Source organism: Enterococcus sp. AZ015 (assembly GCF_050499225.1).
Lineage (GTDB): Bacteria > Bacillota > Bacilli > Lactobacillales > Enterococcaceae > Enterococcus_D > Enterococcus_D entomosocium.
Map to the genome: position 1 here is coordinate 3392957 of NZ_JBMHEX010000001.1, position 21975 is coordinate 3414931.

Annotated in this window: 19 protein-coding genes; 4 read left to right on the plus strand and 15 right to left on the minus strand. The window is 38.2% G+C overall.

The genetic code is table 11. The features are described from left to right. Positions 1 to 266 precede the first annotated feature (266 nt). Positions 267 to 806: a DUF1697 domain-containing protein gene (locus IGK85_RS15905; RefSeq protein WP_005233056.1), complete on the plus strand. Its 540-nt coding sequence runs from the start codon at positions 267 to 269 to the stop codon at positions 804 to 806. A 78-nt stretch (positions 807 to 884) separates the two neighbouring features. Here the strand turns inward: IGK85_RS15905 and IGK85_RS15910 are convergent, their stop codons facing one another. The 11 genes from IGK85_RS15910 to IGK85_RS15960 all read right to left on the minus strand — a co-directional run bounded on the left by IGK85_RS15910 (position 885) and on the right by IGK85_RS15960 (position 14017). Then, positions 885 to 1571: a YoaK family protein gene (locus IGK85_RS15910; protein ID WP_008381821.1), complete on the minus strand. Its 687-nt coding sequence runs from the start codon at positions 1569 to 1571 to the stop codon at positions 885 to 887. 281 nt (positions 1572 to 1852) lie between these two features. Then, entirely contained in the window at positions 1853 to 3238 is a 1386-nt protein-coding gene (locus tag IGK85_RS15915) for an MATE family efflux transporter (RefSeq protein ID WP_008381820.1), read from the minus strand. Between the two features lie 80 nt (positions 3239 to 3318). Further along, positions 3319 to 3699 carry a MarR family winged helix-turn-helix transcriptional regulator gene (locus tag IGK85_RS15920; RefSeq protein WP_050790977.1) on the minus strand — a complete coding sequence of 127 codons (381 nt, stop codon included), beginning with the start codon at positions 3697 to 3699 and terminating at the stop codon, positions 3319 to 3321. A 409-nt stretch (positions 3700 to 4108) separates the two neighbouring features. Next, positions 4109 to 4948, minus strand: coding sequence for an RsiV family protein (locus tag IGK85_RS15925; protein ID WP_008381819.1), 840 nt, complete (start codon positions 4946 to 4948; stop codon positions 4109 to 4111). A 32-nt stretch (positions 4949 to 4980) separates the two neighbouring features. Beyond that, positions 4981 to 5499, minus strand: a complete 519-nt coding sequence (locus IGK85_RS15930) for an RNA polymerase sigma factor (protein WP_008381818.1) — start codon at positions 5497 to 5499, stop codon at positions 4981 to 4983. Between the two features lie 36 nt (positions 5500 to 5535). Beyond that, complete coding sequence (locus IGK85_RS15935; RefSeq protein ID WP_008381817.1) at positions 5536 to 6933, minus strand: polysaccharide deacetylase family protein; 1398 nt, start codon at positions 6931 to 6933, stop codon at positions 5536 to 5538. A 616-nt stretch (positions 6934 to 7549) separates the two neighbouring features. After that, positions 7550 to 9922: a WxL domain-containing protein gene (locus IGK85_RS15940; protein ID WP_008381816.1), complete on the minus strand. Its 2373-nt coding sequence runs from the start codon at positions 9920 to 9922 to the stop codon at positions 7550 to 7552. Positions 9923 to 9940: 18 nt separating this feature from the next. Continuing rightward, a complete protein-coding gene (locus IGK85_RS15945; RefSeq protein WP_008381815.1) occupies positions 9941 to 10996 on the minus strand; it encodes a DUF916 and DUF3324 domain-containing protein in 1056 nt (351 codons plus the stop codon). An 85-nt stretch (positions 10997 to 11081) separates the two neighbouring features. Next, entirely contained in the window at positions 11082 to 11882 is an 801-nt protein-coding gene (locus tag IGK85_RS15950; RefSeq protein ID WP_008381814.1) for a WxL domain-containing protein, read from the minus strand. An 18-nt stretch (positions 11883 to 11900) separates the two neighbouring features. Continuing rightward, a complete protein-coding gene (locus IGK85_RS15955; RefSeq protein WP_008381812.1) occupies positions 11901 to 12200 on the minus strand; it encodes an LPXTG cell wall anchor domain-containing protein in 300 nt (99 codons plus the stop codon). 341 nt (positions 12201 to 12541) lie between these two features. After that, positions 12542 to 14017, minus strand: a complete 1476-nt coding sequence (locus tag IGK85_RS15960; protein ID WP_008381810.1) for a helix-turn-helix domain-containing protein — start codon at positions 14015 to 14017, stop codon at positions 12542 to 12544. A 296-nt stretch (positions 14018 to 14313) separates the two neighbouring features. On the opposite strand from IGK85_RS15960, the gene IGK85_RS15965 reads away from it, so the two are divergent. Genes IGK85_RS15965 through IGK85_RS15975 form a run of 3 tightly spaced genes read left to right on the plus strand, consistent with a single transcriptional unit; the run spans position 14314 to position 16252 of the window. Then, entirely contained in the window at positions 14314 to 14649 is a 336-nt protein-coding gene (locus tag IGK85_RS15965) for an ArsR/SmtB family transcription factor (protein ID WP_008381808.1), read from the plus strand. Continuing rightward, entirely contained in the window at positions 14646 to 15338 is a 693-nt protein-coding gene (locus IGK85_RS15970) for a type 1 glutamine amidotransferase domain-containing protein (protein ID WP_008381806.1), read from the plus strand. The genes IGK85_RS15965 and IGK85_RS15970 overlap by 4 nt, the downstream gene beginning before the upstream one ends. Next, positions 15323 to 16252: an NAD-dependent epimerase/dehydratase family protein gene (locus IGK85_RS15975; RefSeq protein ID WP_008381803.1), complete on the plus strand. Its 930-nt coding sequence runs from the start codon at positions 15323 to 15325 to the stop codon at positions 16250 to 16252. The genes IGK85_RS15970 and IGK85_RS15975 overlap by 16 nt, the downstream gene beginning before the upstream one ends. 505 nt (positions 16253 to 16757) lie before the next feature. On the opposite strand, the gene IGK85_RS15980 is transcribed toward IGK85_RS15975, so the two are convergent. The 4 genes from IGK85_RS15980 to IGK85_RS15995 all read right to left on the minus strand — a co-directional run bounded on the left by IGK85_RS15980 (position 16758) and on the right by IGK85_RS15995 (position 21939). Continuing rightward, the gene (locus IGK85_RS15980; protein ID WP_008381802.1) at positions 16758 to 17627 is read right to left on the minus strand and encodes an ROK family protein; all 870 of its coding nucleotides are present in this window, start codon (positions 17625 to 17627) and stop codon (positions 16758 to 16760) included. 51 nt (positions 17628 to 17678) lie between these two features. After that, entirely contained in the window at positions 17679 to 18671 is a 993-nt protein-coding gene (locus IGK85_RS15985) for a LacI family DNA-binding transcriptional regulator (protein ID WP_008381799.1), read from the minus strand. Positions 18672 to 18846: 175 nt separating this feature from the next. Then, complete coding sequence (locus IGK85_RS15990) at positions 18847 to 20331, minus strand: glycoside hydrolase family 32 protein (RefSeq protein ID WP_002323464.1); 1485 nt, start codon at positions 20329 to 20331, stop codon at positions 18847 to 18849. After that, positions 20332 to 21939, minus strand: a complete 1608-nt coding sequence (locus tag IGK85_RS15995; RefSeq protein WP_008381797.1) for an ABC transporter substrate-binding protein — start codon at positions 21937 to 21939, stop codon at positions 20332 to 20334. It lies immediately after the preceding gene. Positions 21940 to 21975 lie beyond the last annotated feature (36 nt).

Sequence of the window (21975 nt, forward strand, 5' to 3'; positions counted from 1 at the left end):
CCAGAAACAGAGAAAACGACTGAAAGTGCCCCTCACAAATTCGCTTGCTTGAGCAGATTTGTGAGGGTTGTTATCATTTACAGGCTGTTTATTCGTTTTTACTAATTAGCAGCGCAAAAATACATGCGCCATAGCCACTCCACCAATAAGCTTGCATTCGTCGTTTCTCACTCACGTATTTTGGGTAGCTGAGAAGCCAGGATTGTGCTTCCGCTCCATCCATTCTATAATCAGCTAAAAGAAGGGGTTTAAAGGAGGGGTTATCCATGCAACGATATATCGCTTTATTAAGAGGCATCAATGTCGGTGGAAAGAACAAAATTTCTATGAAAGAATTGAAAGCCGGTTTTGAAGAATTGGGGTTTAGCAATGTGGTCACTTATTTGAATAGCGGCAATGTGATTTTTTCCAGTAAAGGGGATGATCCACAAGCCCTTGCCGAAACGATTAAAGCAATGGTCAAACGCGACTTTTCCTTTGATATCGCTATTTATATCATTCGCCAATCAGAGCTGCAGGAACGCTTGACCCATATGCCCGACTGGTCAGGAACGGAAGATAAAACCATCTATGACAACCTGATCTTTTTGATGCCTTCACTGTCCTACGAGGTGTTATCTGAAAAACTCGGGGCTCCGAATGCCACCCTTGAACAGGTTTTTCCTTACAAAGACGTCGTCTTCTGGTCCTACCTCCGCAAAGACTATCAAAAAACCAATTGGTGGAAAAAAACAGCCAGCACTAGCGTCGGCAAGCAGATTACGATTCGGACCATCAATACCGTAAGGAAGATTGCGGAGCTGTGAGGACATTCTAAAAAATATTCCTGTTTCAGCTTATAAGAAAAACCGTCAGAAGGAGTCCCTCTGACGGTTTTTCTTTGACTATCGAATCGTCTTTTTCGCTTGATGGATTTCAATAAAAAGAGCAAGCAGAAACGTGAAGGTTACGATCCAAATTGAATATTTTTTTAAAACAAGACTGACAAAGGCTAGTAAACAAGCACCAATGACAAATGAGAGCACGACGATCGTATAGTTATGGGCATTGCGTCTTTGAAGCGACGTTTTATTCCGTGAGGTCAGATAAAGATACCATTCATTTAGCATTTTCCGATAATTGCCTGAGGTCATCATGATCGTATAAGGATTTCCTTCGATTTGCGTTCCAGTGAACGTCAGCATCAGCAAGCCACTGCCAAAAGCAAGCAGACCAATTTTAAAAAGGTGTAGATTTTGAGACAATAATGGAATGATCAAACTCGATAAAATAACAGGTAGCATGGTGTAACTGCGCCAATAATGACTGAAATTGCTGCGCTTTAGAAGAATACCTAATAAAAATCCTACCGTAAACAAAATGATCGATACGATCTTAGGCAGCATTTGCTGCCAATTATATTGGGATAAATTCGAAGCCATCAAAATAATGTTCCCAGTTTGAGTAGCAACTAATCCATGAAAGTAATTATGAGAATAGACATCTAATGCCCCACCTGAAAAAGCCATTAAAATCGCAAACAGACGACTGTTATTCGAGACAGCGACAACTTTATAAATTTTTTTTTGCATAGTAGATTCCTCAATCGCTTGATAATTTTGCTAATAGCATTTGTTTTAGACGCTTTTCTTCTATTGATACATGAAAAAGATCGTTTATCCTTGAAATGGAGTTTTTTTCAATAGTAAGTATAACAGAATCAACATCTCCTCTTACTTTAACGAAAAGGAAATATATAGCAAGTAAAGAAGCCCAACAAAGCAAACTTCGTTGGGCTTTCCTTATAGGACGTTCGAAAAGAAACCTTTCGTTTTCCTTTCTTCCATAAACAAATATTCCGAATGTATCTGATTCATATACGTTGTTGGTTTTGCATGGCGGGCAGGTCATCCTTATTTAGTTTATTTAGATAAGGAATCATCATTAAGACACCCGCAACAAACGCGATACCTTCTGTAATCGTCATTGACCAAATCAATCCATCCAATCCATAGAAATGATGCAGCAATAAAACGATCGGAATAAAGAATGTTCCTTGAATCGTGGACATCACTCCGGTCTGAGCACCTAGTCCAGATGCCTGAAAGATGCCCGTGAATAAACCAGAGAAACCATTAAAGATCGAAGAAACCAACTGTGCCCCTAAAATCGTTAAGCCAACTTGGATCACACGAGGATCACTTGTAAATAACCCCAGCACAGGCACTCGCAACCAATACACAATCAATGCAAAAAGGATGGAGATCCCACCTATCCACAAAGATACTTCTTTCAGTGCTTCTTTCACTCGTTTCGTGTTATGGGCAGAGAAACTGTAGGCAAATAACGGTATGACGCCCAAAAATAGACCCATTGTTAAAAATTCCGGTAATTGCATGATTCGAACAGCGATACCAAAGCTAGCCACAACATTGTCTCCATATTCAGCAGAAAAATTGTTCAATAATAATGTGGTGACGATCATGAAAGCTGATTTAAACAGCTCGGATATCCCTATTTTATAAACTTCTAGCTGATCTTTGATTGAAAGTTTCATGTTCTTTAAAAAGCCCTTCAATGTCTCGCTTTTCGTTTCTAGGAACCAGACATAATACGTTGTTGAAGCGATATTCGCAATCACTAGTGATAGCCCTGCACCGATCACATGTAGGTTAAAGACGAGAATCAATAATGCATCCAGTAGGATACTCACTGCAACACTGACAAACATGCCATACATTGATTCTTTTGATGCCCCTTCTGAACGCACCAACTGTTCCAAAGCAAAATTTAAAATGAACGATGCTCCACCAACAAACAAAATCAGTGAATATTGTTTTGTATACAAAAATGTCTGCCCACCTGCTCCTAGTAAATGAATAAACGGATCCATGAAAATTACTGCGACAATCCCTATGATCACACCGAGCAGGATGCTCGAGTAAAACGCATAGCCGGCAACTTTCTTGCCCTTTTGAGTGTCTCCATTGCCTAGTAGTCGTGTGATATAGCTTCCTCCACCAACACCCAGTATGTTCCCAACGGCCATCAACAGAATCGTAATGGGCATCGCCAAGGTAATCGCCGACATCATATTGGTATCATGGATCAATCCAATAAAATAGGCATGAATCAAATTATAGATCGTCGTGGTTGAAATACCAACCATCATCGGGATCGATAAATGGGCAATTGCCTTTCGCACCGGACTTTCGCTTAAGTAGTAAATATTGGATTCATTCATTGTGACTTCTTCCATGATGATCCCTCCTTCTATTAGATAGTTAACTATTAGAAATCTAACTTTCAGGCAATAAGCAGTGATTGACTGCTTATTGCTCATAGACTTTGATCGATTTTTCTTAACAAACGAGTCAGTTCTTCGACTTCTTCTGCATTCAGTGCTTGGACCAGTTCTTTTTCTGCCGCATAAAAAGCTTCATTGGTTTGATCAATCAACGCTTTTCCTTTAGGTAAAACGTATATATTTTTTTGTCGCTCATTATTTTTTGGGATGCGGCGTTCGATATACCCTTTTTTTTCTAACCCTTGAAGCATACTTGTGATGCTGGCATCACGACGTTGAAACACTTGGGCCAAATCCTTCTGAATCAAGCCTTTGTCTTCATTTTGTGCGATATACGCAATCATTCTTCCTTGCTGTTGACTGATATCCAGGTCTTTTATACGCATTTCCATCGATTCCCGTGACTTATTCATAATGGAACGCATCAAATTCGATACGATCAGTTCCTCCAAAACGACTCCCCCTTTGCCAAATGTTAGATATCTAACTATTCGAAAAGAATATACACCGGTTAAAAAGGAAAGTCAATAAAAAGATTCGCTATCTAATAATTAGACCTCTAATTATTTTCAAATTCAATAATGATAGTACGGCTCAGGGAGTTCCACACTGTGGAAAAGTTACTGACAAAAGCAGACAACAAGGGACTTTTTATTGCATTTTTAGTAAACGTGTATAAAAGAGCCCCTGGGTTCATCGATTTTTTCCCTCATGGTATCACAGCCAATTAGAAAAGTAGGCTTTATTTTCCGCTCTTGCTAGAGAAAAAAGAAAGCTTATCCAGAAATCATTTTCCGAATAAGCTTAAACTGATTTATCGATCTAATTAAAAAAATTTTCGTCAACTAAGATCGGCTTCAATACTGTAGTAGGTATTATGAACTCTTGTGTCCCCATGTATCCAGCCGAAACTTCATATTTATCAAATGAAATAACTAGTTCATGATTTTCATTAATATAAAAATTCGGATCATTCTCCAACCAATTTGTATCATTATAGTCTAAAACCCAATATTTGATATCGCTATTTACTCTCATCCGCTCTTTCATTTGGTGCTCAATTTCCTGAGCCAGCACCTCTAAATAGTTTTCCGTTTTAAATAACATCTTTAATGATAATAAGACCTCGTTCTTTTTATCGAATGTATCAAATCGATGTTCGACATTGGTGCTCCCCACTGTCTCTTCAAACGTACGGTCGATTACTAAAAATCGATTATCATTGACTTTCACATCATAGGTACCACTGACATACATTTGTTTTTCGTCCACCTTATTTATTACGTCTATATAACTTTGATATGCTCGTTGTCCTTCACGGAGATATTTTTTATTTAATTGCGAATACACTTGATTTTCTTCTGTTATCTTAGGCACATCAATAGTGATTTCTGCTTCCTCTTGACTGAACAGAAGCGTTTCCCCAGTTATAATTGATACCAAATCCCCCAAAATAGGTATTTCTGATGCAAAACCTCTAAAGGTAGTATTTTGAAGCATAATCAAAAAACTAAAAACCACCAAGATCACGCTTTCGACGCCTCTTCTAAGTACTTTTCGTTTCTTTTCTTCGTATACCTTTGCCTTTTCTATTTGAAAACGCGCAACTATTTCACGCTTTAATTGTTCTTGGTTTTCTCCATCAAACGTGTGCTGTTTCATTTCGCTCATTCTCCTTTTCATATCTTGTTTTTTTAATTTAAAAGATGCTTAAATTGAACAAGAGAACGGTACATTTTCGTTTTCACCGTATTCTCATTTAAATTAAGTATTTGAGCAATTTCCTGCAAGGTAAATCCATCAAAATATTTTAAAATGATGATATCTCTTTCCGGACTAGGGGTTCTCTCTAGAATTTCCTTTAGTTCAAGAAATTCACTTTGATCGAAACGAAAATGTCTTAGTTCTATAGTTTCTTCAAAGGCTAACCCAAATGGTCTTAGTCTCTTCACTCGCCATTGATCAATCGCGGTTCTTACTAAAATTTTATAGAACCATGCTTGAAAATTATCAATTTCTACTGTGTTTCTAAAGCTTTTTAACGCCTTTTGAAAGCTATCTTGCAGGACATCTAAAGCATCTTCATGATCATAAACATAACTATAGGCAATTCGATACATTTGATCATATTTACCTTCTATCAGTTCTTCTAGTAGATGCTCATAATAGCGCACTTTTTTTGTTTGACTTCTATTCTTAAAAATAAAGATCACTCCTTCAACAACTCTCCAAGGGACTAGAAAAGACTGCTATTTAATTTCTCTTTGGTCAGCTAAACCAAAATACTGATTTAGTGGTTTTTGTCCATAAGAGAGCAATTCGCTTATAGTCACAAACTCATAGCCTCTTTTTCTTAGTTGACTTACCATTTCTGGAATGGATTCTACGGAACGTTCATGGATATCATGAATCAAAATGATTGATCCATTTTCTACAGTATCAATTACCTTATTTACAATCAAATCTTTATTTTTGACTTGCCAATCTTCAGAGTCTACATTCCATTGAATAATAGGCAATCCGATAGTTTTGGCAACGGCGCCGTTTACTGCTCCGTAAGGTGGTCGAAAGAGTTTTGGCAATACCCCTGAAGCATGAAATATTGCCTTATCAGTCTTCAGTACTTCTTCTTTGACTTTATCCAGGGTTACTTGAGTCAAGTCTGGGTGAGTGTATGAATGACTGCCAATTTCATGCCCCTCTCCCACTATTTTTTTCGCGACCTCTGGGTTCTTATCAACCATCTGACCTAAAACAAAAAAAGTCGCTTTGATCTTTTCTTTTTTTAACTCTCCTAGTAATTTTTTAGTAGACGTATCATTAGGTCCATCATCAAAGGTGAGCGCGACATAGTTTCTTTTTTGGTCTAAGGATTTTTTTGGCAGATTATTATCAAAAACGATTGCTGGATCAATAAAAGGCAGAATTTTTTCAATGTCGACATTCATCTTTGTCACCCCTAAAACCTCTTTATCAAAAGCGATTTGTATTGAGTGGGGGAGAATGGTTATCTTACTATCCTTGCTTAAAAAGTCATTTGTTAACACTTGATCTAATTCTTCCTCATCAATTGTTGATTTTAATTTAGTTCGAGTACTAAGTAGTTGTTCTTGTACAACTCTGTTTATCGCAAGCAAGTCTGATTCATCGTTGACAATATCTTTTAATCGAGGCTCATTTCGATTTTTGGATAAGAGTATTTCAGATAATTCTTTTAATTCACCTAAATATTTCAAAGACTTTGTTTTATCATCCCAAATATATTCCTTTGTTACTAATTGTCGATTAATAAGGGCATCATTCACCTTTTCCTCATTGACATAGGAAAGCACCATTGACCGAGAATCCTTCAATTGTTTCGAAGCAACCTGAGTTTGAGCTTCCAATTGTTTTATAATATTTTTATTTTCAGTCGCAGAATAGTACAGGTAATATTTATTGTATTGATTATCGCCACTCTTTGATTCTTCAATCTGAGTGATATCACGATCAAAAAATGCATTTTTAATTGTTTTTTCGACTTGCGTTTCAAAATTTGTTTGTTCTTCTCCATACACTTGACTCATTAGGTACTTATACGTGACACCCACTACTAACGTAAGAATCAATGCACAGAATATAGCTATTAACAGTAATTTTTTTCTCATAGTATTTCCTCTCTTTCGTTGTTCTATAGGGTATGACGAAAGAACAGGTCAATTAGTTTCATTTATTAGCAAGTTTTTATCAATCGTGAACTTTCTTAATCGTGATTCCTTTATCTCCATAATATTGCTGTCTAAATTCATTAGCGAAAAATAGTAACTTCCCAATTATTCGTTTTTTTCCTATCTTTTCCTTTAAGGTTTAGCTTTGACATCAGATCTTTACGTTTTCCCTTAACTATGTCATTAGACAGTAGCGTTAGTTCTTAATCTTAATACTTGCGGAAAACAAAAAAAGGCTTCAAAAAATTTTTTTTGAAGCCTTTTTTAAGATAATTTGTATTTATGCAAACTCTATGACACATTGAATACGATAGAATTCTTCTTTTCTACACTTAGATCATAACCACAGATTTCTTTGAAATATGTCTTGATTTGTTTGATATTTCCTTTAACTATTGGTGGCATGACGCTTAGTTTCTCTTTTAATTCTTTGTTCGTCATGGCTTGACTTTCTTTTGAATGAACCAGGATCATACACGAACTATTCATCTTTTTTCGAACCAATCTAGCCGTCTTATTAATAAATGGCAGAAAAAGGAAAAAAGAAATTTCTCTTTTAATTGTCAGGAATAGCATTCAATTCCCATATCAGGGTTGTGGAATAGCTTGTGGCTTCAGGATTTGAACCTTTCGGTACGTTGAGCGTAACACTTTCCCTTGCTGTATGCTCATCTCCAAAACGATAGATCCATGTGCCTGTTCCTTCAGTATCTTCTGCACGAATCAGTGCTCGCTTGTTTCCTGGTACCAACGTTAACGGGTTGGCTGTCTGTAAAGAAGGGGTATCGCCACCTTGAGCGGTCACTAATTGTTGATTTGAGAAAGTAATACTCGCACCTGTAAGCTGTTGATTTTTTAATCCTTCAAATTGTTTCGTCTGGGTAACCGATAGCTGCCAGCCATTACGCTCAGTAGCTGATCGACGATCGCTGATCTGAACATAGTTAGGACGCTCTTCCATCTCATTTACAGTTCCGTCTTCATTCAATAAACGTTGTGGTTGCGCGTAATAGGTTTGGTCATGAACTGAGATAGGTTGCGAGCCAAAGTTAAAGGAGGAAATGAAGTCAATACTCAGAAGCCCTTGATTTTCTGGCAGCTCTGGTTTATTTTCTGGGCTCACTTCTATTTCAGGATCCAATGGATCTACTGGTGGCATGGAGCCTTGTAAGATATAAACGAGCCAATAATTTTGTTGCTCTCGAGTAAATACCGTATTCAATAATTGATTGTCTCTTTCAAATAAAAACTTGTAGTTTTCTATTTCTTTAATCGTTACTTCTAGCTCCTCATTCACATAACCAATGATTGTATCAGATGGCGAAATAACTGTCCCGGCATCATCAATGTAATGAATTGTCACCTCGGACTCAGCACGATTAAAAAAGTAAGTAACATTCCGACGCTCAGCCTCTGGTTTTATCGTATTGTTTGTTTCATCGAAATAAAGTGCATCTGTCTCAACATGACTATAGTCATAACCAAGAAGGTACGGTTCATCATCAATCCCTGAATTTGGATTAAGAACTGCCTCTGATTTAAAAGGAATTTCTAACAATTGACTAGGTATTATTTCTTCATTTGTAGCTGCATCACGATAACTGACTTCAACTTCTCCTGTCCCTATTACATAGTCCATCTGTTCAAATATAAAGCTATGAACATTGTTTCTTGCACCTGTACTTCCTGAGATTAAAAAAGATAATGCAGTAGTATCGATTCCTTGCCAATCGGATATATCTCGTTCCCAGGTTTCTCCTTTATAGTTAATACGGAAAATATTTGCTTCTTCACTTGGCAGATACTCAATGACTATATCATCGTAAGCGCCATTCAATGTCCCTGTTCGCTTTGCTGGAGCATCGCTTCCCATATAAGTAGTCAATAAACCATTCGTCTCATGATAAACGTATCCAGCAAAAGGAGCCCCACCTAAAGCAGCAGGATCTCTAGCTGCACCCGCTCCCTGAGTTGTATTAAAATTTGAATCCAATTTGAATCCAAAGCCTCCTGTTAGGCCAGCAATCCCCATACCGTTTCCACTATTTCCAACAGCAGAATTTTCAGATCTATGGAAACCAAAAGCCATACCATCTGCACCATTCGTATTAGAACCAATATTTGCCTTCCCTGTCAAAACAAATGGATAATTCACACTTAATTTTTCCTTCAATGTAACATTTCCAACTTGATTATTACTAGCTGTAGTTAAGGTTACTTCCCCTGTTTCTGAATCATACGTTGCAGAACCCTGTAAGTCAAAATGCTGCAAAAAATTATCTTTTGTGACGGTAGCATTTGAACTGTATTCATTATCTAAACTTTGTGATGGCTGCTCCTTCATTTGATTCTCTTCTACTGCATTCTCTTTCGCTTCCAGATCCGCTTGTACTGTTTGAGCATCATCAGAAGCTTCTATTCCTTCAGTAGGGTTCTCCACAATACTATCTTCTTGTTCACTGATTTCAAGATAAGCCGTTGCTCCTCCCACAGACAGTTCATAGCGTCCCGCCTGTTCAAATACTAAAGGAAGAACAAATGTATTTTGCGCCCGTTTTGACTGAACCAGCCATTCCTGAGACTGCTCTATCTGTTCGACTGATCCCCCTGCCGGTAACTGCTCGTTGATAAGCGTTGCTTCTTCAGGTAAAAATACTCGTGCCTCTGACACTTCTTGATCAGAAAAGAAGGTTACTTGTATGGTTTCTTCTACCGTGCCTTGCATCCGCGCCTGAGTAAAGAAAAAGCGCGCATCACTAGCCTGTTCTTCTTTTAGAAGGTTTTTCATGGATGGGTGTTCTACCTGTTTTTGTTCCTCAGTGTCCATCGTTGTCTCAGCGTAGACCATGCCAATCGATAGAATCAATGCTTGCATCATTAGAATAGACGCCCCTAATAGAAGCAGCGGTCTTCTTAATCTCGTGGTCATTCCATTCACTCCTTTTTACTACTCTTGTTCGCTTCGGTTTGCTTTCTTTTTTTGAATAAGTAGATAAAGAATGACCCCCAGTAAAAGAACAAGTAAAATGATTGCGCCAATCATCCACCAATTCATACTTGAATCAATGGTCACATCTGCTTGATTCAATGCCCTGGCTTCATCTGCTTTAATTGTGAAGGGTCTCTCCCATACCCACTCATCTTCACCAGATATTGCTCTTAATTTCAATACATAGTCGCCACTTTGAAAGCGATCGCCTTCTAACGAGATTGGAAAATCAAAATTAGAATTAGGCGCCATTTGCATCATTTCTTCACTCGCTTCATAAAGAACCTCGTTTTCTCCTGCTCGTTGTACTGTCGCTTCCACCGCCATTCGATTGACAAAGGTAGGCGTGAAGTTTTGGATCGTTGCACTAATAACATTCCGATAATTCAACTGATCTGCAAAAACAGCTAATAAATCGAGATCCGGTTGAACTGAATCCCGAGAATTGCTGACAACAATCCCAATCACATAGGCAAATTCATTTTTGATCGCTACGCCTTCTTCATTGATTGCCGTTTCTTCTTGCTTCTCTTTGACTTCCGAAATCCGTAGACCTCCCGCTAAAAATCCCTCAAACGATTCTTCTGGCATATGTAAAGGAACACTAATTGTTTGGGTTTCATTTCCTGCCAGTTCAATGACGCCAGATGAGTCAATCAATTCGTCCAATGAATAAGTAAGGCTACTATCTGGTTCTTGGGCATCTTTTCCGTACTCAACGACTCCATGAACATTGGTATACGCTGTATGAGGGGTTACTTGCACTTGAATTGGGTCACTACTAACATTTTGCAGTTTCAATGCTAAGGTTTCTGTTGCTCCAGCTGCTAGATTCAAATCGAAATAACTATTTGATCCTTCTACCTGGCTTTCAGGAAATTCAGGCGTGACATAAAATGTCAGTGTTTCCTCCGCTTGAGCTACTGATGGAAAAATTCCAAAAAGAAGAAAAAGAAGCGTAAGTCCCCACCAAGAGGCTCTTTGAGAACGATGAGCTAAAGTTGTTTGTTTCAAGGTTACGTCTCCTTTCTTAGAAAAACAGCGTCACAATTTTACTGTGACGCTGCCGAGAGTTTCAAAACAAATGGTTACAAGGCTTTTATAGTTCGTCTCCAGGTGTTAAGTTTAATTCCCAAGTTAGCGTTGACGTATACGTTGTCGCATCTTTGGCTGTTGAACCTGGAATCGACAATTGTATTGCGTTGTTTTCTACAACGTCTGTCTCAGGATTAAAGCCCTCTGCTTCAAATTGGGCAGTCAAGTCTGCTTGGTCTCCCCAGATAACTGAAGAAGCTCCTGCACCTTGTCCTTGTGCCGCAGTCATCACTGAACGCGCTGCACCATTAGGAAGTAATGTTAGTCCAGCCTGGTGCACTGTAGGTTCGTTATCAGTATTGCTACCTTCATAATTTAACTGAGCATTAGCAAAGGTGATTTGCGCTCCCGTTAGAATTTTATTTTGTGCTTCTGGAGCTTCAAAATCACTTAAGCTCACTTTTAGATCCCATCCAGCATTGGTTCCACGAACGTCTTGTACTTGAGCAAAACTAATATATGGAACGTCAGTAGGCCCACCTTCTTCTGGATTAGCGAGTTCAGCAGTCTCTGCAACCATATTATATGTTTGATCTTGGTTGGAGATGACCTGAGTACCAAAGTTCATTGTAGGTGCCTGTACGATAGACAATGGACCTGTAACTGGATCGATAATCGGTGGAATAATCACATCCGGATCAGGTACAGGAGGGATGACTTCCAGATCACCGTCTTCATCCGCTGTAAACTGGATTTGACCTTCGGTTGTTACTTCTCTCATTTCATCGGCAAAAACAGAAGCTGCTCCTCCTGCTAAAATAGTAGTTGATAGTGCGGCAATTGTTGCTAAACGAATAAATTTCATTTGATTATTCCTGCTTTCTTATTGTTTTAGATTTTTATTATGATTTCTTTTTTGTTTCCATAAGAGGAAGACGAAACTGATTAGAAAAACGCCTAGCCAAGCGTGCCATGAATATCCTATTTCGTTTGTTTGTGGCAACGTACCATCTGGTTTGGCCACTTCGGTAATTGGTGGTCTGACAATAGTTTCGGGCGGCGCTGGATCAGGTGTACCAATGGGTTCATAGACACCAGTAAATCCAATGGTCCCATTTGTTTCAACTTGCTGGACTTCTGCAGCGTTTACCAACGGTAATGATAAAACTGAGAGTATTCCCATAAATATTATCCACCTTTTTGTTTTCTCAATCATGATCCTCCCCTTTGTTGTATCTCAAAATTCTTCGTTTTTGGGTTGACGACAAAAAAAGACATTCGATCGGATCGAATGTCTTGGAAAAGTTATTAGATTAGGTTTTCTATTTTAGAGAATACATAACAAATATCTATTCTAAAAAACGAAGGTTTTTGATACTTTTATTTGTAAGTTTGTATGCATACCTTTTCCTTACATGATTAAGGTTACCTGATTTTTTGGTCAAATTGGAATCAATATTTTCATATACGGATGAAATAAATGAAAAAAAACACTCGTTAATACTTTTAACGAGTGTACGGAGATTAGAGAAATGGTTTTCGATACGGATCAATTTTTCTTTCCAGATTCCGCCAGTCATGCTCATCTGGGACAGCTTTCAATAACAAGTAATCTGTTTCAATAATATAGTCTAAGAGGTACCGATTATAGTTTGTGACAATCAAATCAATATGATCGGCATTTAATATTTCTTGTGTCAGATGTTGCAATGGCAAAAAGGTCAACGTGTGCTTTGTACCAAACTGTTGCATTGCACGAGTTCGAATCTGTTGGCAGATGAAGTGATCACCTTCTAGAAGAAAATAAATTCTTTTTGTCGGTGAATAAAAATCAAAAATCAAATCACTGTAGATCGTTAAACTCACACAAATATCTTCAAGATATGGCGCAGCCAAAAAGTCTTTTCTTTGATGCTTCTTTAAAAATCGTAAATTCCGTTGATAGTTTTCATTGTCAGAACGCATGAGAGATTCTTTGATGTCCTGTGCCTCTTTGTTCAATGCAGGAGCTAACGCATAGTTCACTTTTCTAGACAAAAAGAAGGATTGCAAGAAAATTTTTATCTTGGCATAGCTCTCATTTGTGAGCTCAAACTCTTGTAAGTAAGCCTCCGTAAGTTTGGCAATTTCTGATCCTTGATGAAACTGCTGGTAGAACTTTTCCTCCGATGCTTCTCGATCTAAGGTACGTTTACAAATAGTAACTAAATAAATCCATGCAAATTCTTCCTTCGCTAGTTCTACGCCGTAAAGCTTGTTGATTCCGTCTTTTAAAGAATACAGGAGGGAGAAGCTATTTCCTTTGTAGGCTAATTCAATCAAGTATTTCGGGACTGTTATCGGAAAACCAAGGCTCGCCCGTTTGATTGCAATAAAAAAAGTATAGTAAAAAGCAGCTGGTGTTGTTCCAGAGCCAATATCATATTGTCCTAGTTTGTTGTTTAACTGGGTTAAGACCAACTCATGCAATGCGGGGTCGGGAACAAGGGTATGGGCAGTATCAATCCCTTCGTAATAAAAGTCTTTGAAGAATTTCCGTAAATCCGCTTCGCTCCCTTCAATTGTCAATGGATTCGACACCCATTTTAACCGATAACTGCTCAATATTTTGTTCGATTGACCCAACAACCGTCGAAACGTGCTCTCAGAAAAATGATAATGATGGGCCAACTCGTCAATATCCATCAATTCCCCTTGAAAAATATGACCGATGATTTCAAATAAGCACTCATTTTCTAGCAAATCTTGTTTCTTTTCTTGGTACACGGAAGGTTTTTTCTCTTCAAAAAGAAAGCCACTATTCCCCGAAATTAGGGTGATACAATCACCAAAATAGTCTTTCACATACTTGAGATCATTTGCAATTGTGCGTTGTGTGACTTGCATCTTTTCTGCCATTTCACCAATTGTAAATAAACGATCTCGTTCCATCACACTCAAAACTCGAAATAAGCGCTTAGTTGTGCGATTACTGATAAATGCTAACTGTAAGTCTCTCATATTCTCCGCCTCATATCTCACTACGTCTTTTGTCTAGATGTTACATACATAACACAACAACAAAAAATGAGCAACACACGGCTCTTAATCACTTCATAAAAAAATAAGCTGCTTCTAAACACAAAAAAGGATCAAATGCTCTTATGCTTTTCCATTATTATCTATTTGCTTACAGAACATTCTAATCTCCTTGGCGATGGTGGAGAAAAGGAATGTTCTCGAGCTTCTTTCATTGCAAAAATCTCCTTTAAATGGTTTAATGGTTTAAACTTTTAAACGATAATGGAGAGACAATTATGATAGATTATGCCAATCTGCAACAAGATTTTTCTGAATTAAGTGATTTTTTAATCGCGCTAGGTGACAAAAAAAGACAAGCTATCATCATTCGGTTGCTAGAAGTGGAAAATTGTGCTGGCTTACAGGTCACTTCCTTATTAGAGGCCACCAATTTATCTAGACCCGCCATTTCACATCATTTGAAAATCTTGAAAGAAGCCAAAATCGTGAATTTCAGGCAAGAAGGAACAAAAAATTATTACTATCTCGATCATGAGCAAACAGAAATAAAAAAACTCCAATCCTTTTTAACGAAAGTCCTTCACATTATGAACGAGAGGGACCATTTATGAAGAAAGTATTAGTTGTTGAAACAAACATTCAAAAATATGCTGGCACGAACGAGGCTACCGGACTTTGGTTAGGAGAAAGTGCCGAGTTTCTAGATGAGGTCTATCAACAAGGGGTTGACGTTGATTTCGTAAGTCCATTAGGAGGCTTTGTTCCTCTAGATCCAAGAAGCATGAAATATATAGATCAAGCCATTATGAACATTTATCTGGAAGAAAATTTCATTCAAAACGGCTTGATTCAAACGAAAAAACCCGCAGAAGTAAATCCAAATGACTACCATGCGATTTATTTTACCGGAGGGCATGGTGTCATGTGGGATTTTCCTGATAATAAAGAGCTGCAAGAACTCGCTTTAGCCATTTATGAAAACAATGGGTATATTTTATCTGTTTGCCACGGAATCGCTGGTTTACTAAATATAAAAGATAGAGAAGGAAGCTTTTTGATTTCTGGAAAAAAAATCACAGGATTTACGAAAACCGAAGAATTTCTCGCCGGGAAAATGAACAAAGTTCCTTTCTTTAATCAAACCGCCGCAGAAGAAAGAAACGCTCAATTCAAAAAAAGACGCTTTTATAAAGCATTTGCCCTAAAAGATGGGCGGATCATCACTGGCCAAAATCCTTTTTCTGTACGTGCTGTAGCAAAACTATATCTTGAGGAGGTACAGTCATGCAAACAATTTTAGGAAGCAATGGACAAATCGGCTATGAACTAGCAAAAGAACTATACAAAAATTACACAAATGAGCTTCGACTAGTTAGCCGGAAGCCTCAAAAAATCAATCCTACAGATCAGATCGTTTCCGCAGATTTGATGGACTTTTCGCAAACGAAAAAAGCGATTGAACATAGTGAGATTGTTTACTTCACTGTTGGGTTACCGATGGATGCTGAGCTGTGGGAAACCAATTTTATGAAAATCACAGAAAATGTCATCCGCGCTTGCCAAGAAGCACAGAGCAAACTGGTTTTTTTTGATAATACTTATATGTATCCAAAGGATCGTACACCCCAAAAGGAAGACACGCCATTTTCTCCAGCAGGCAGGAAGTCCCTCGTACGCTCTAAAATGGCTCAATTGGTTTTATCCGAGATGGAAAGTGGCCGTTTAGATGCGGTGATTTGTCGAGCCCCAGAATTTTACGGCCCAGGCAAGACCCAGAGCATTACTAATACACTCGTCTTAAACAATATAGTCCACAATGCTCCCGTCAAAATACCTGTCAATAAGGACACTTTACGCACACTTATATGGACACCTGATGCTAGCCGATCCATGGCCCTTATCGGAAATACACCTAGTGCCTATGGCCAGACTTGGCATTTGCCCTGTGATACACCTCATAGTTTCCAAGACATGATCGATCTCGCCGAAAAAATTGAAGGCAAACCATTGAAATACCGCGTCATTCCTTTGTGGCAATTTAAACTTGCTAAGCTATTCAGTAAAAACGCGCGCGAACTAAGTGAGTTATTACCTAGATACACGATGGATAATCTTTTTGTCTCTGATAAATTCAAAAAGGCATTCCCTCATTTTAAGATCACAACGTTTGAAGAAGGCATTAGGCAGGTACTTGTTGAGAATAGGGCAGGATGACTGACAACACTTTATTAACCCCTATGAAGAGAATGACTGATGAGAAGCTACCCAGCTTTTAGTAAATCAAATTCAAAGGATGTTCGCGTTAGTAGAAAGTTGAATTAGATATACTTATTTTACCGTTAGCAAAACCGTTCATTACACCGTCACTATTATTAATAAAAAGGATATTCATCCCACCCAAACACAATTAGAACAGGAATATAGAAAGCCAATTAGGCGTAGGCCTAATTGGCTTTAATAAGACATTCTGTTTCCTTTTTCTTTGCTCGGGCTAATAGAAAAAAAACAAGCACTAAGAAGTAATTTTGAGGCAGCTAGACAACAATATAACTGAAGACGAGAACGAAAGAAAAAATTCTTATTTGCGACATTCGATTACGCAAAAAATATATATGAACATCTATTATTAGCCATCCTTTTTTCTAGCTCTCATTTTAGTTAACCTTTTTATCTATCCTAACTACTATAAAAACTCTCTCACACGTTCTTTAACATGCTGCTATTGTTCCAACTTCTTTATTGCTAAAGCTAAGCAGCCGATCAAACCTGCATCGTCAGCAAGCATTGGAGTTAGTAGGTATTCTTCGAGAGTGGGCGTATCCACGTAGGAACCCATTTTTTCTTTAAACGCTTGGCGAATCAACTCGAGTAGTTGCGGCTGTTTCATTACACCCCCGCCTAAAATTATTACTTCCGGTGCATATAGTAACGTTGTGTTATACACACACTGAGCAAGATAATCTGCCTCAATCGCCCAATAAGGATGATCAAATGAAATGGTCTGGGCTTTTCTTCCAAAGCGTCTTTCAATCGCGGGGCCTGAGGCTAACCCTTCCAAACAATCATGATGAAAAGGACAGATTCCTTCAAATTGATCTTCATTATGACGTTGTAAGAGCATATGTCCCATTTCAGGATGACTGAAACCTGTGACTATTTTTCCATCGACTACAGCACCACCACCAACACCAGTACCAACGGTGTAATAAAGAACACTATTTTTACCTTTTCCATACCCTGCCATATATTCTCCATAACAAGCAGCATTTACATCGGTAGTCCAATAGATGGGAACCGACAAGGCGTTTTCCAAAGCTCCTACAAAATGATAATTTTGCCAAGCTAACTTCGGGGTGTTGGTGATATATCCGTAAGTTCTTGATTCGATTTGAATATCAATAGGCCCAAATGCTCCTACACCAATTGATGCGATATTTCCTTTGTACCTATCAAAGAAATCAAACACTTGCTTCATCGTTTCTTCTGGTGTTGTGGTAGGAAAACTTTTCCGTTCTATCACTTGTAATTGTTCATTACCAATCCCACAGACAAACTTTGTTCCACCAGCTTCTATCCCGCCATATAACATTTTATCTACACCTTTCATTCACTCATTTTCAAAAAAAGAAACGTATTTGCACTAAGCAAAATCGTTTCTCACTAAAGATTTCGTTGTTCCACCTTCACCAAATTCAATCGGCAATACGGTACGTTTTTCTACTGTCTCTCCATTAATGACAGCAATTAATTTTGCCACTGCCACTTCCGCCATTTGCTTTGTAGGTTGGGCAATTGTTGAGACGAGATAAGGGTCTCCTTCTGTCATCTTTTGACCATCAAATCCGATAACTTGGACATCCTCTGGTACGTTTTTCCCTATTTTTTCAAGCATACCAATGACAGCTAATGCCATCGGATCGTTGATCGTAAAAATCCCATCGATATCGGGATTCTCTAACAAAAAATTTGTTACACGTTCTGAGAGATGGTCTAAAGGTTCTAACATATCTAACGCTTTATAGGAAATCCCCAATTGACGGCACTCAATCTCAAAATATTTTCGACGACTCTTCGTTTCATTCGGTGTTTCTTGGTACCCACCGATATATGCTACATTCTGACATCCTCGGCGATAAAGTTCATTTGCAGCCAAACGTCCACCGGCCGCATTGTCAGCGGTCACATAAATCACCTCTTCAGTGAAATAACGGTCAATACTAACAAAAGGCAGATTACTCGAAATGTATTCATCGATATCTGAATAAGTAATTCCAATGATGCCGTCTACTTTATTTTGGCTGACCATCTGGATATATTCTTGTTCTTTTTCACTATTACCACTGGAGTTACACAAATAAAGCTTGTAGTTTTGTCTTTCTAATGCTGTTTCTACATGGTAGGCAAATTCGCCAAAAAATGGATGCCATACAGTGGGTAGAATCAAAGCAACCGTATTCGTATGCTTCATCTTTAACCCCCGGGCATAAAAATCTGGTTGATAGTTTAACTCTGTCATTGCTGCTTCAACTTTTTCTCTAGTAGAAGCTTTAACAGAGCCGTTATTCAATACCCGGGAAACAGTTCCTACTCCGACACCTGCTAATTTTGCGACATCTTTCATTGTTGCTTTCATAGTTGATCCCTCACATTTCTGCACAAGTTTAGTATAATGAATTTTGTCATAAATTACTAATTTTTTCAAAATACTAATAGCAAAGCCATGGGAAATCTAGCTATCTGTTCTTTTCTAAAAAATTATCCTTCAAAACCTATTAAATAATTGATTCATCGCCTAAGCAATCAAACATTTATTTCACACTCGCTGTTTCAAAAGCTTGAATACGACTTTCTCCGATCGAATGAAATAAGATATCTCGAGCTTTTTCCAGCTCATAGAAAGTAGCCGTCATAACTTCTAAACCATTAATAAAGACTTCAACTGATGAGGTATCTCTAAAAATCTCAAGAACGAGCTGATTATCAATCAAAGGTATTTCAACTTTTCGGACATTCAGAGGGTCTTCTTCCGCCCCTGTAAGCTCTCTTCCTAGTTTCTGACGATCCAATTCAAAAACCTGTTTAGCAGTGTCATAAGTTAGTTTGAGACAATCCGTCTTAGACCGCAGTAATTCAATTGTAAAAACTTCTGCTTTCTCCAAATCTGCGACTAGATGTAAATATGAAGAATCAGACAGCGCGTTTCGAAATACGACTGATGTGTCAGTCACTGCAATATTTTCACTGCCTTGTTGATAAACTAAATGACTATATACAGTTGAGATGGGTTTTTGTACCAATCGATTTTTTTTCACTCTTAACTCTCGGGGCAAACTCATAGAGCCTGCCCAAAGATGGCCTAACTCATGTGTAGGCAATGTACGATCCCACATCTGCATCCAAGCAATCATCACCCGTCCACCATTAGGATCTGTTGTTGTTTGTGGTGCATAAAAATCCATTCCAAAATCCATTTCATGGAAATTATCAACTATCATCTGACCTGTTTCCCAGTCTACCTCACCAATACAAGCCATGGTAGAACTGATATTATGATATTCCAGTCCGTTCTTCTTGATTTGTATCGGTGACATGATTAACACATCTCGTCCGTCTAAATGGAATAAGTCAGGACATTCCCACATTATTCCTTGCTCTGAAGTCCCTTCTAGCAACACAGAGTAAAAGTGCCAAGTATACAAATCTGACGATTGAAACATCACTATTCTACCAGTAGACTGTGTAGATTTAGTAGCTACTACCATATAGTAAGCATCGTTGTGAACAATTACTTTAGGATCACGAAATTCTTGTATCAGCCCATTTTCACCTAGCTGTTTTTCTGCTACCACAGGATTACCACTGTATTTGCTAAAATGAATACCATCTTCAGAGACCGCCAAACATTGATGCTGATGGCTAATACCATCAATTTCTTGACAGCCTGTATAAAATAAATATAGTTTTCCGTCTCTTTCAATTGCACTTCCTGAGAAACACCCGCCGCTGTCATAAGGTTGATCTGGGGCTAACGCTACTGGTAGATCTTCCCAATGGACCAAATCACTACTGCGCGCATGCCCCCAATGCATGGGCCCCCATCGACTATCGTAAGGATAGTATTGATAGAAGAGATGGTAATGCCCTTTGTAATATATAAACCCATTGGGGTCATTTATCCACCCGATGGGTGCGGAAAAATGATAGTTTTGTCGATACTGAGGGTTAACTTTTCCTCGCATCATTTCAATAAATCGATTTGCTTTATCCAAAATCGCCGTTTCTTCTACTAACACTTATTGTGCTCCCTTCAAAAAATTATCATAGCCAGTTTGTTTTAATTGAATCCATTCTTCCAAACCTACACGTTCCAATTCAGCAAGGTATTCTTCCCATTCTTCATCGATTTTACCGCCGGTGATCCACTCTGCTCTTTTGCGATAGATGTAATCCCACATATCTGTTTCAATTTTTGCTAATCGATCTGTTTCTTCTTTTTCTAAAAAGACACGTGGATAGATATTGTCTTCTGTAATATATGGCAAATACGTGTCATGCATCAAATCTAAACGCCACTTCGCATCATCTGGCATAGTAGTGACTGTGCCGTAATAAGAATCAAGAACTGCTAATGGTCCTCCAGCTTCGGTTTTTTGTCTTAGTTCCCCCGGTGCTGTCCCCTCTAAAGGCAAATGTTTTAACATACCATCCTTTAATTCAAAAATATTCGCCTGTGCTTCATCACCGTAGGTTCCCCAGTTATTTTGGACAGACTGTAACGGTTCATACATTTTATCTATCCACCTAGCTGTAAGTTCCAAGTTTTTATTCGCACTAGTAATTACGAAACGATCTCTTGAGAAACCCATGCCATTCGTACGAGTAACGTGTTTCGTTCCATCTGGTCCCGCTAAGACTGGCAAGACGTCATAACTATCATCTGCACCCGTGATATTTGCTTTATCCCAAGTAAAGTACACGCCATACTTATGTTCTTTCCCTTTGGCAACATACGTATTCCAATCTTGTTCGAAAGCCTCTTTATCAATAAGACCTTTATTATTCATTTCGTTGAAATATTTGATGGCTTCTTTATACCCTTCTTTGTTAGCAGTAAATTGTACTTGGCCATCGTTATCAACGACTAAGTGGTCATCATTATCACCTAGACCGAATGCCCCCATTAAAAATTTTAAGTCTTCGTTTCCTCCATTGTTAATAAAGCTAAAAGGAATTTCATCTGCTTCACCATTACCATTTGGATCTTGCGTCTTGAAAGCCTCCAACACAGTCATCAACTGATCAGTGGTTTGCGGCATTTCAAGACCCAAATTATCCAACCACTCCTTGTTGATCCAAGCCATCCCATTTACTGTATGAATCGACTCTTTTCCTTCGCCTAATTCTTCAATCCAAGGCATAGAGTAAATGTGACCATCAGGTGCAGTAGACATTTGTCGGTATTCGGGGTTTTCATCAAAAATTTTCTTCAGATTTGGCATATAATCTTCGATCAAATCTTCAATCGGTACAATAACACCACTTTCCGCCCAGTTTAATAAATCATAGTCACCTGCAGCGGCGTTGAAGATGGCATCTGGTAAATCACCACTAGCGATATCCAAATTTCTTTTTTCGGCAAAATCACTACTGTAGTTTGTCCAATCAATATGGAGATTGGTCTCTTCTTCTAATCGCTGGAAAATCAATTTGTCATTAGGATCATTGGGAGCCAAAGGGGCACTTTGAGACATCATTTTTAAAGATACTTTTTCTTTCAATGGAAAAGAGACATTTTCTAGTTCATAATCAGGGCTTGATGTACTCTTTTCTTTTGAGCCTCCACAAGCCCCCAAAATTAGTACGGAAGTAAAAACGATTGGCAGCATCCATTTTGCTTTCATCTTAAAATCTCCTTTATAATTTTTATTCATACAAAT

Coding starts and splice junctions, on each gene's coding strand:
- IGK85_RS15905 (WP_005233056.1), top strand. CDS start 267: ATGCAACGATATATCGCTTTATTAAGAGGCATCAATGTCGGTGGAAAG.
- IGK85_RS15915 (WP_008381820.1), bottom strand. CDS start 3,238: ATGGAAGAAGTCACAATGAATGAATCCAATATTTACTACTTAAGCGAA.
- IGK85_RS15925 (WP_008381819.1), bottom strand. CDS start 4,948: ATGAAACAGCACACGTTTGATGGAGAAAACCAAGAACAATTAAAGCGT.
- IGK85_RS15940 (WP_008381816.1), bottom strand. CDS start 9,922: ATGACCACGAGATTAAGAAGACCGCTGCTTCTATTAGGGGCGTCTATT.
- IGK85_RS15950 (WP_008381814.1), bottom strand. CDS start 11,882: ATGAAATTTATTCGTTTAGCAACAATTGCCGCACTATCAACTACTATT.
- IGK85_RS15975 (WP_008381803.1), top strand. CDS start 15,323: ATGCAAACAATTTTAGGAAGCAATGGACAAATCGGCTATGAACTAGCA.
- IGK85_RS15920 (WP_050790977.1), bottom strand. CDS start 3,699: ATGAATAAGTCACGGGAATCGATGGAAATGCGTATAAAAGACCTGGAT.
- IGK85_RS15955 (WP_008381812.1), bottom strand. CDS start 12,200: ATGGGAATACTCTCAGTTTTATCATTACCGTTGGTAAACGCTGCAGAA.
- IGK85_RS15910 (WP_008381821.1), bottom strand. CDS start 1,571: ATGCAAAAAAAAATTTATAAAGTTGTCGCTGTCTCGAATAACAGTCGT.
- IGK85_RS15980 (WP_008381802.1), bottom strand. CDS start 17,627: ATGTTATATGGCGGGATAGAAGCTGGTGGAACAAAGTTTGTCTGTGGG.
- IGK85_RS15995 (WP_008381797.1), bottom strand. CDS start 21,939: ATGAAAGCAAAATGGATGCTGCCAATCGTTTTTACTTCCGTACTAATT.
- IGK85_RS15965 (WP_008381808.1), top strand. CDS start 14,314: ATGATAGATTATGCCAATCTGCAACAAGATTTTTCTGAATTAAGTGAT.
- IGK85_RS15970 (WP_008381806.1), top strand. CDS start 14,646: ATGAAGAAAGTATTAGTTGTTGAAACAAACATTCAAAAATATGCTGGC.
- IGK85_RS15960 (WP_008381810.1), bottom strand. CDS start 14,017: ATGAGAGACTTACAGTTAGCATTTATCAGTAATCGCACAACTAAGCGC.
- IGK85_RS15935 (WP_008381817.1), bottom strand. CDS start 6,933: ATGAGAAAAAAATTACTGTTAATAGCTATATTCTGTGCATTGATTCTT.
- IGK85_RS15985 (WP_008381799.1), bottom strand. CDS start 18,671: ATGAAAGCAACAATGAAAGATGTCGCAAAATTAGCAGGTGTCGGAGTA.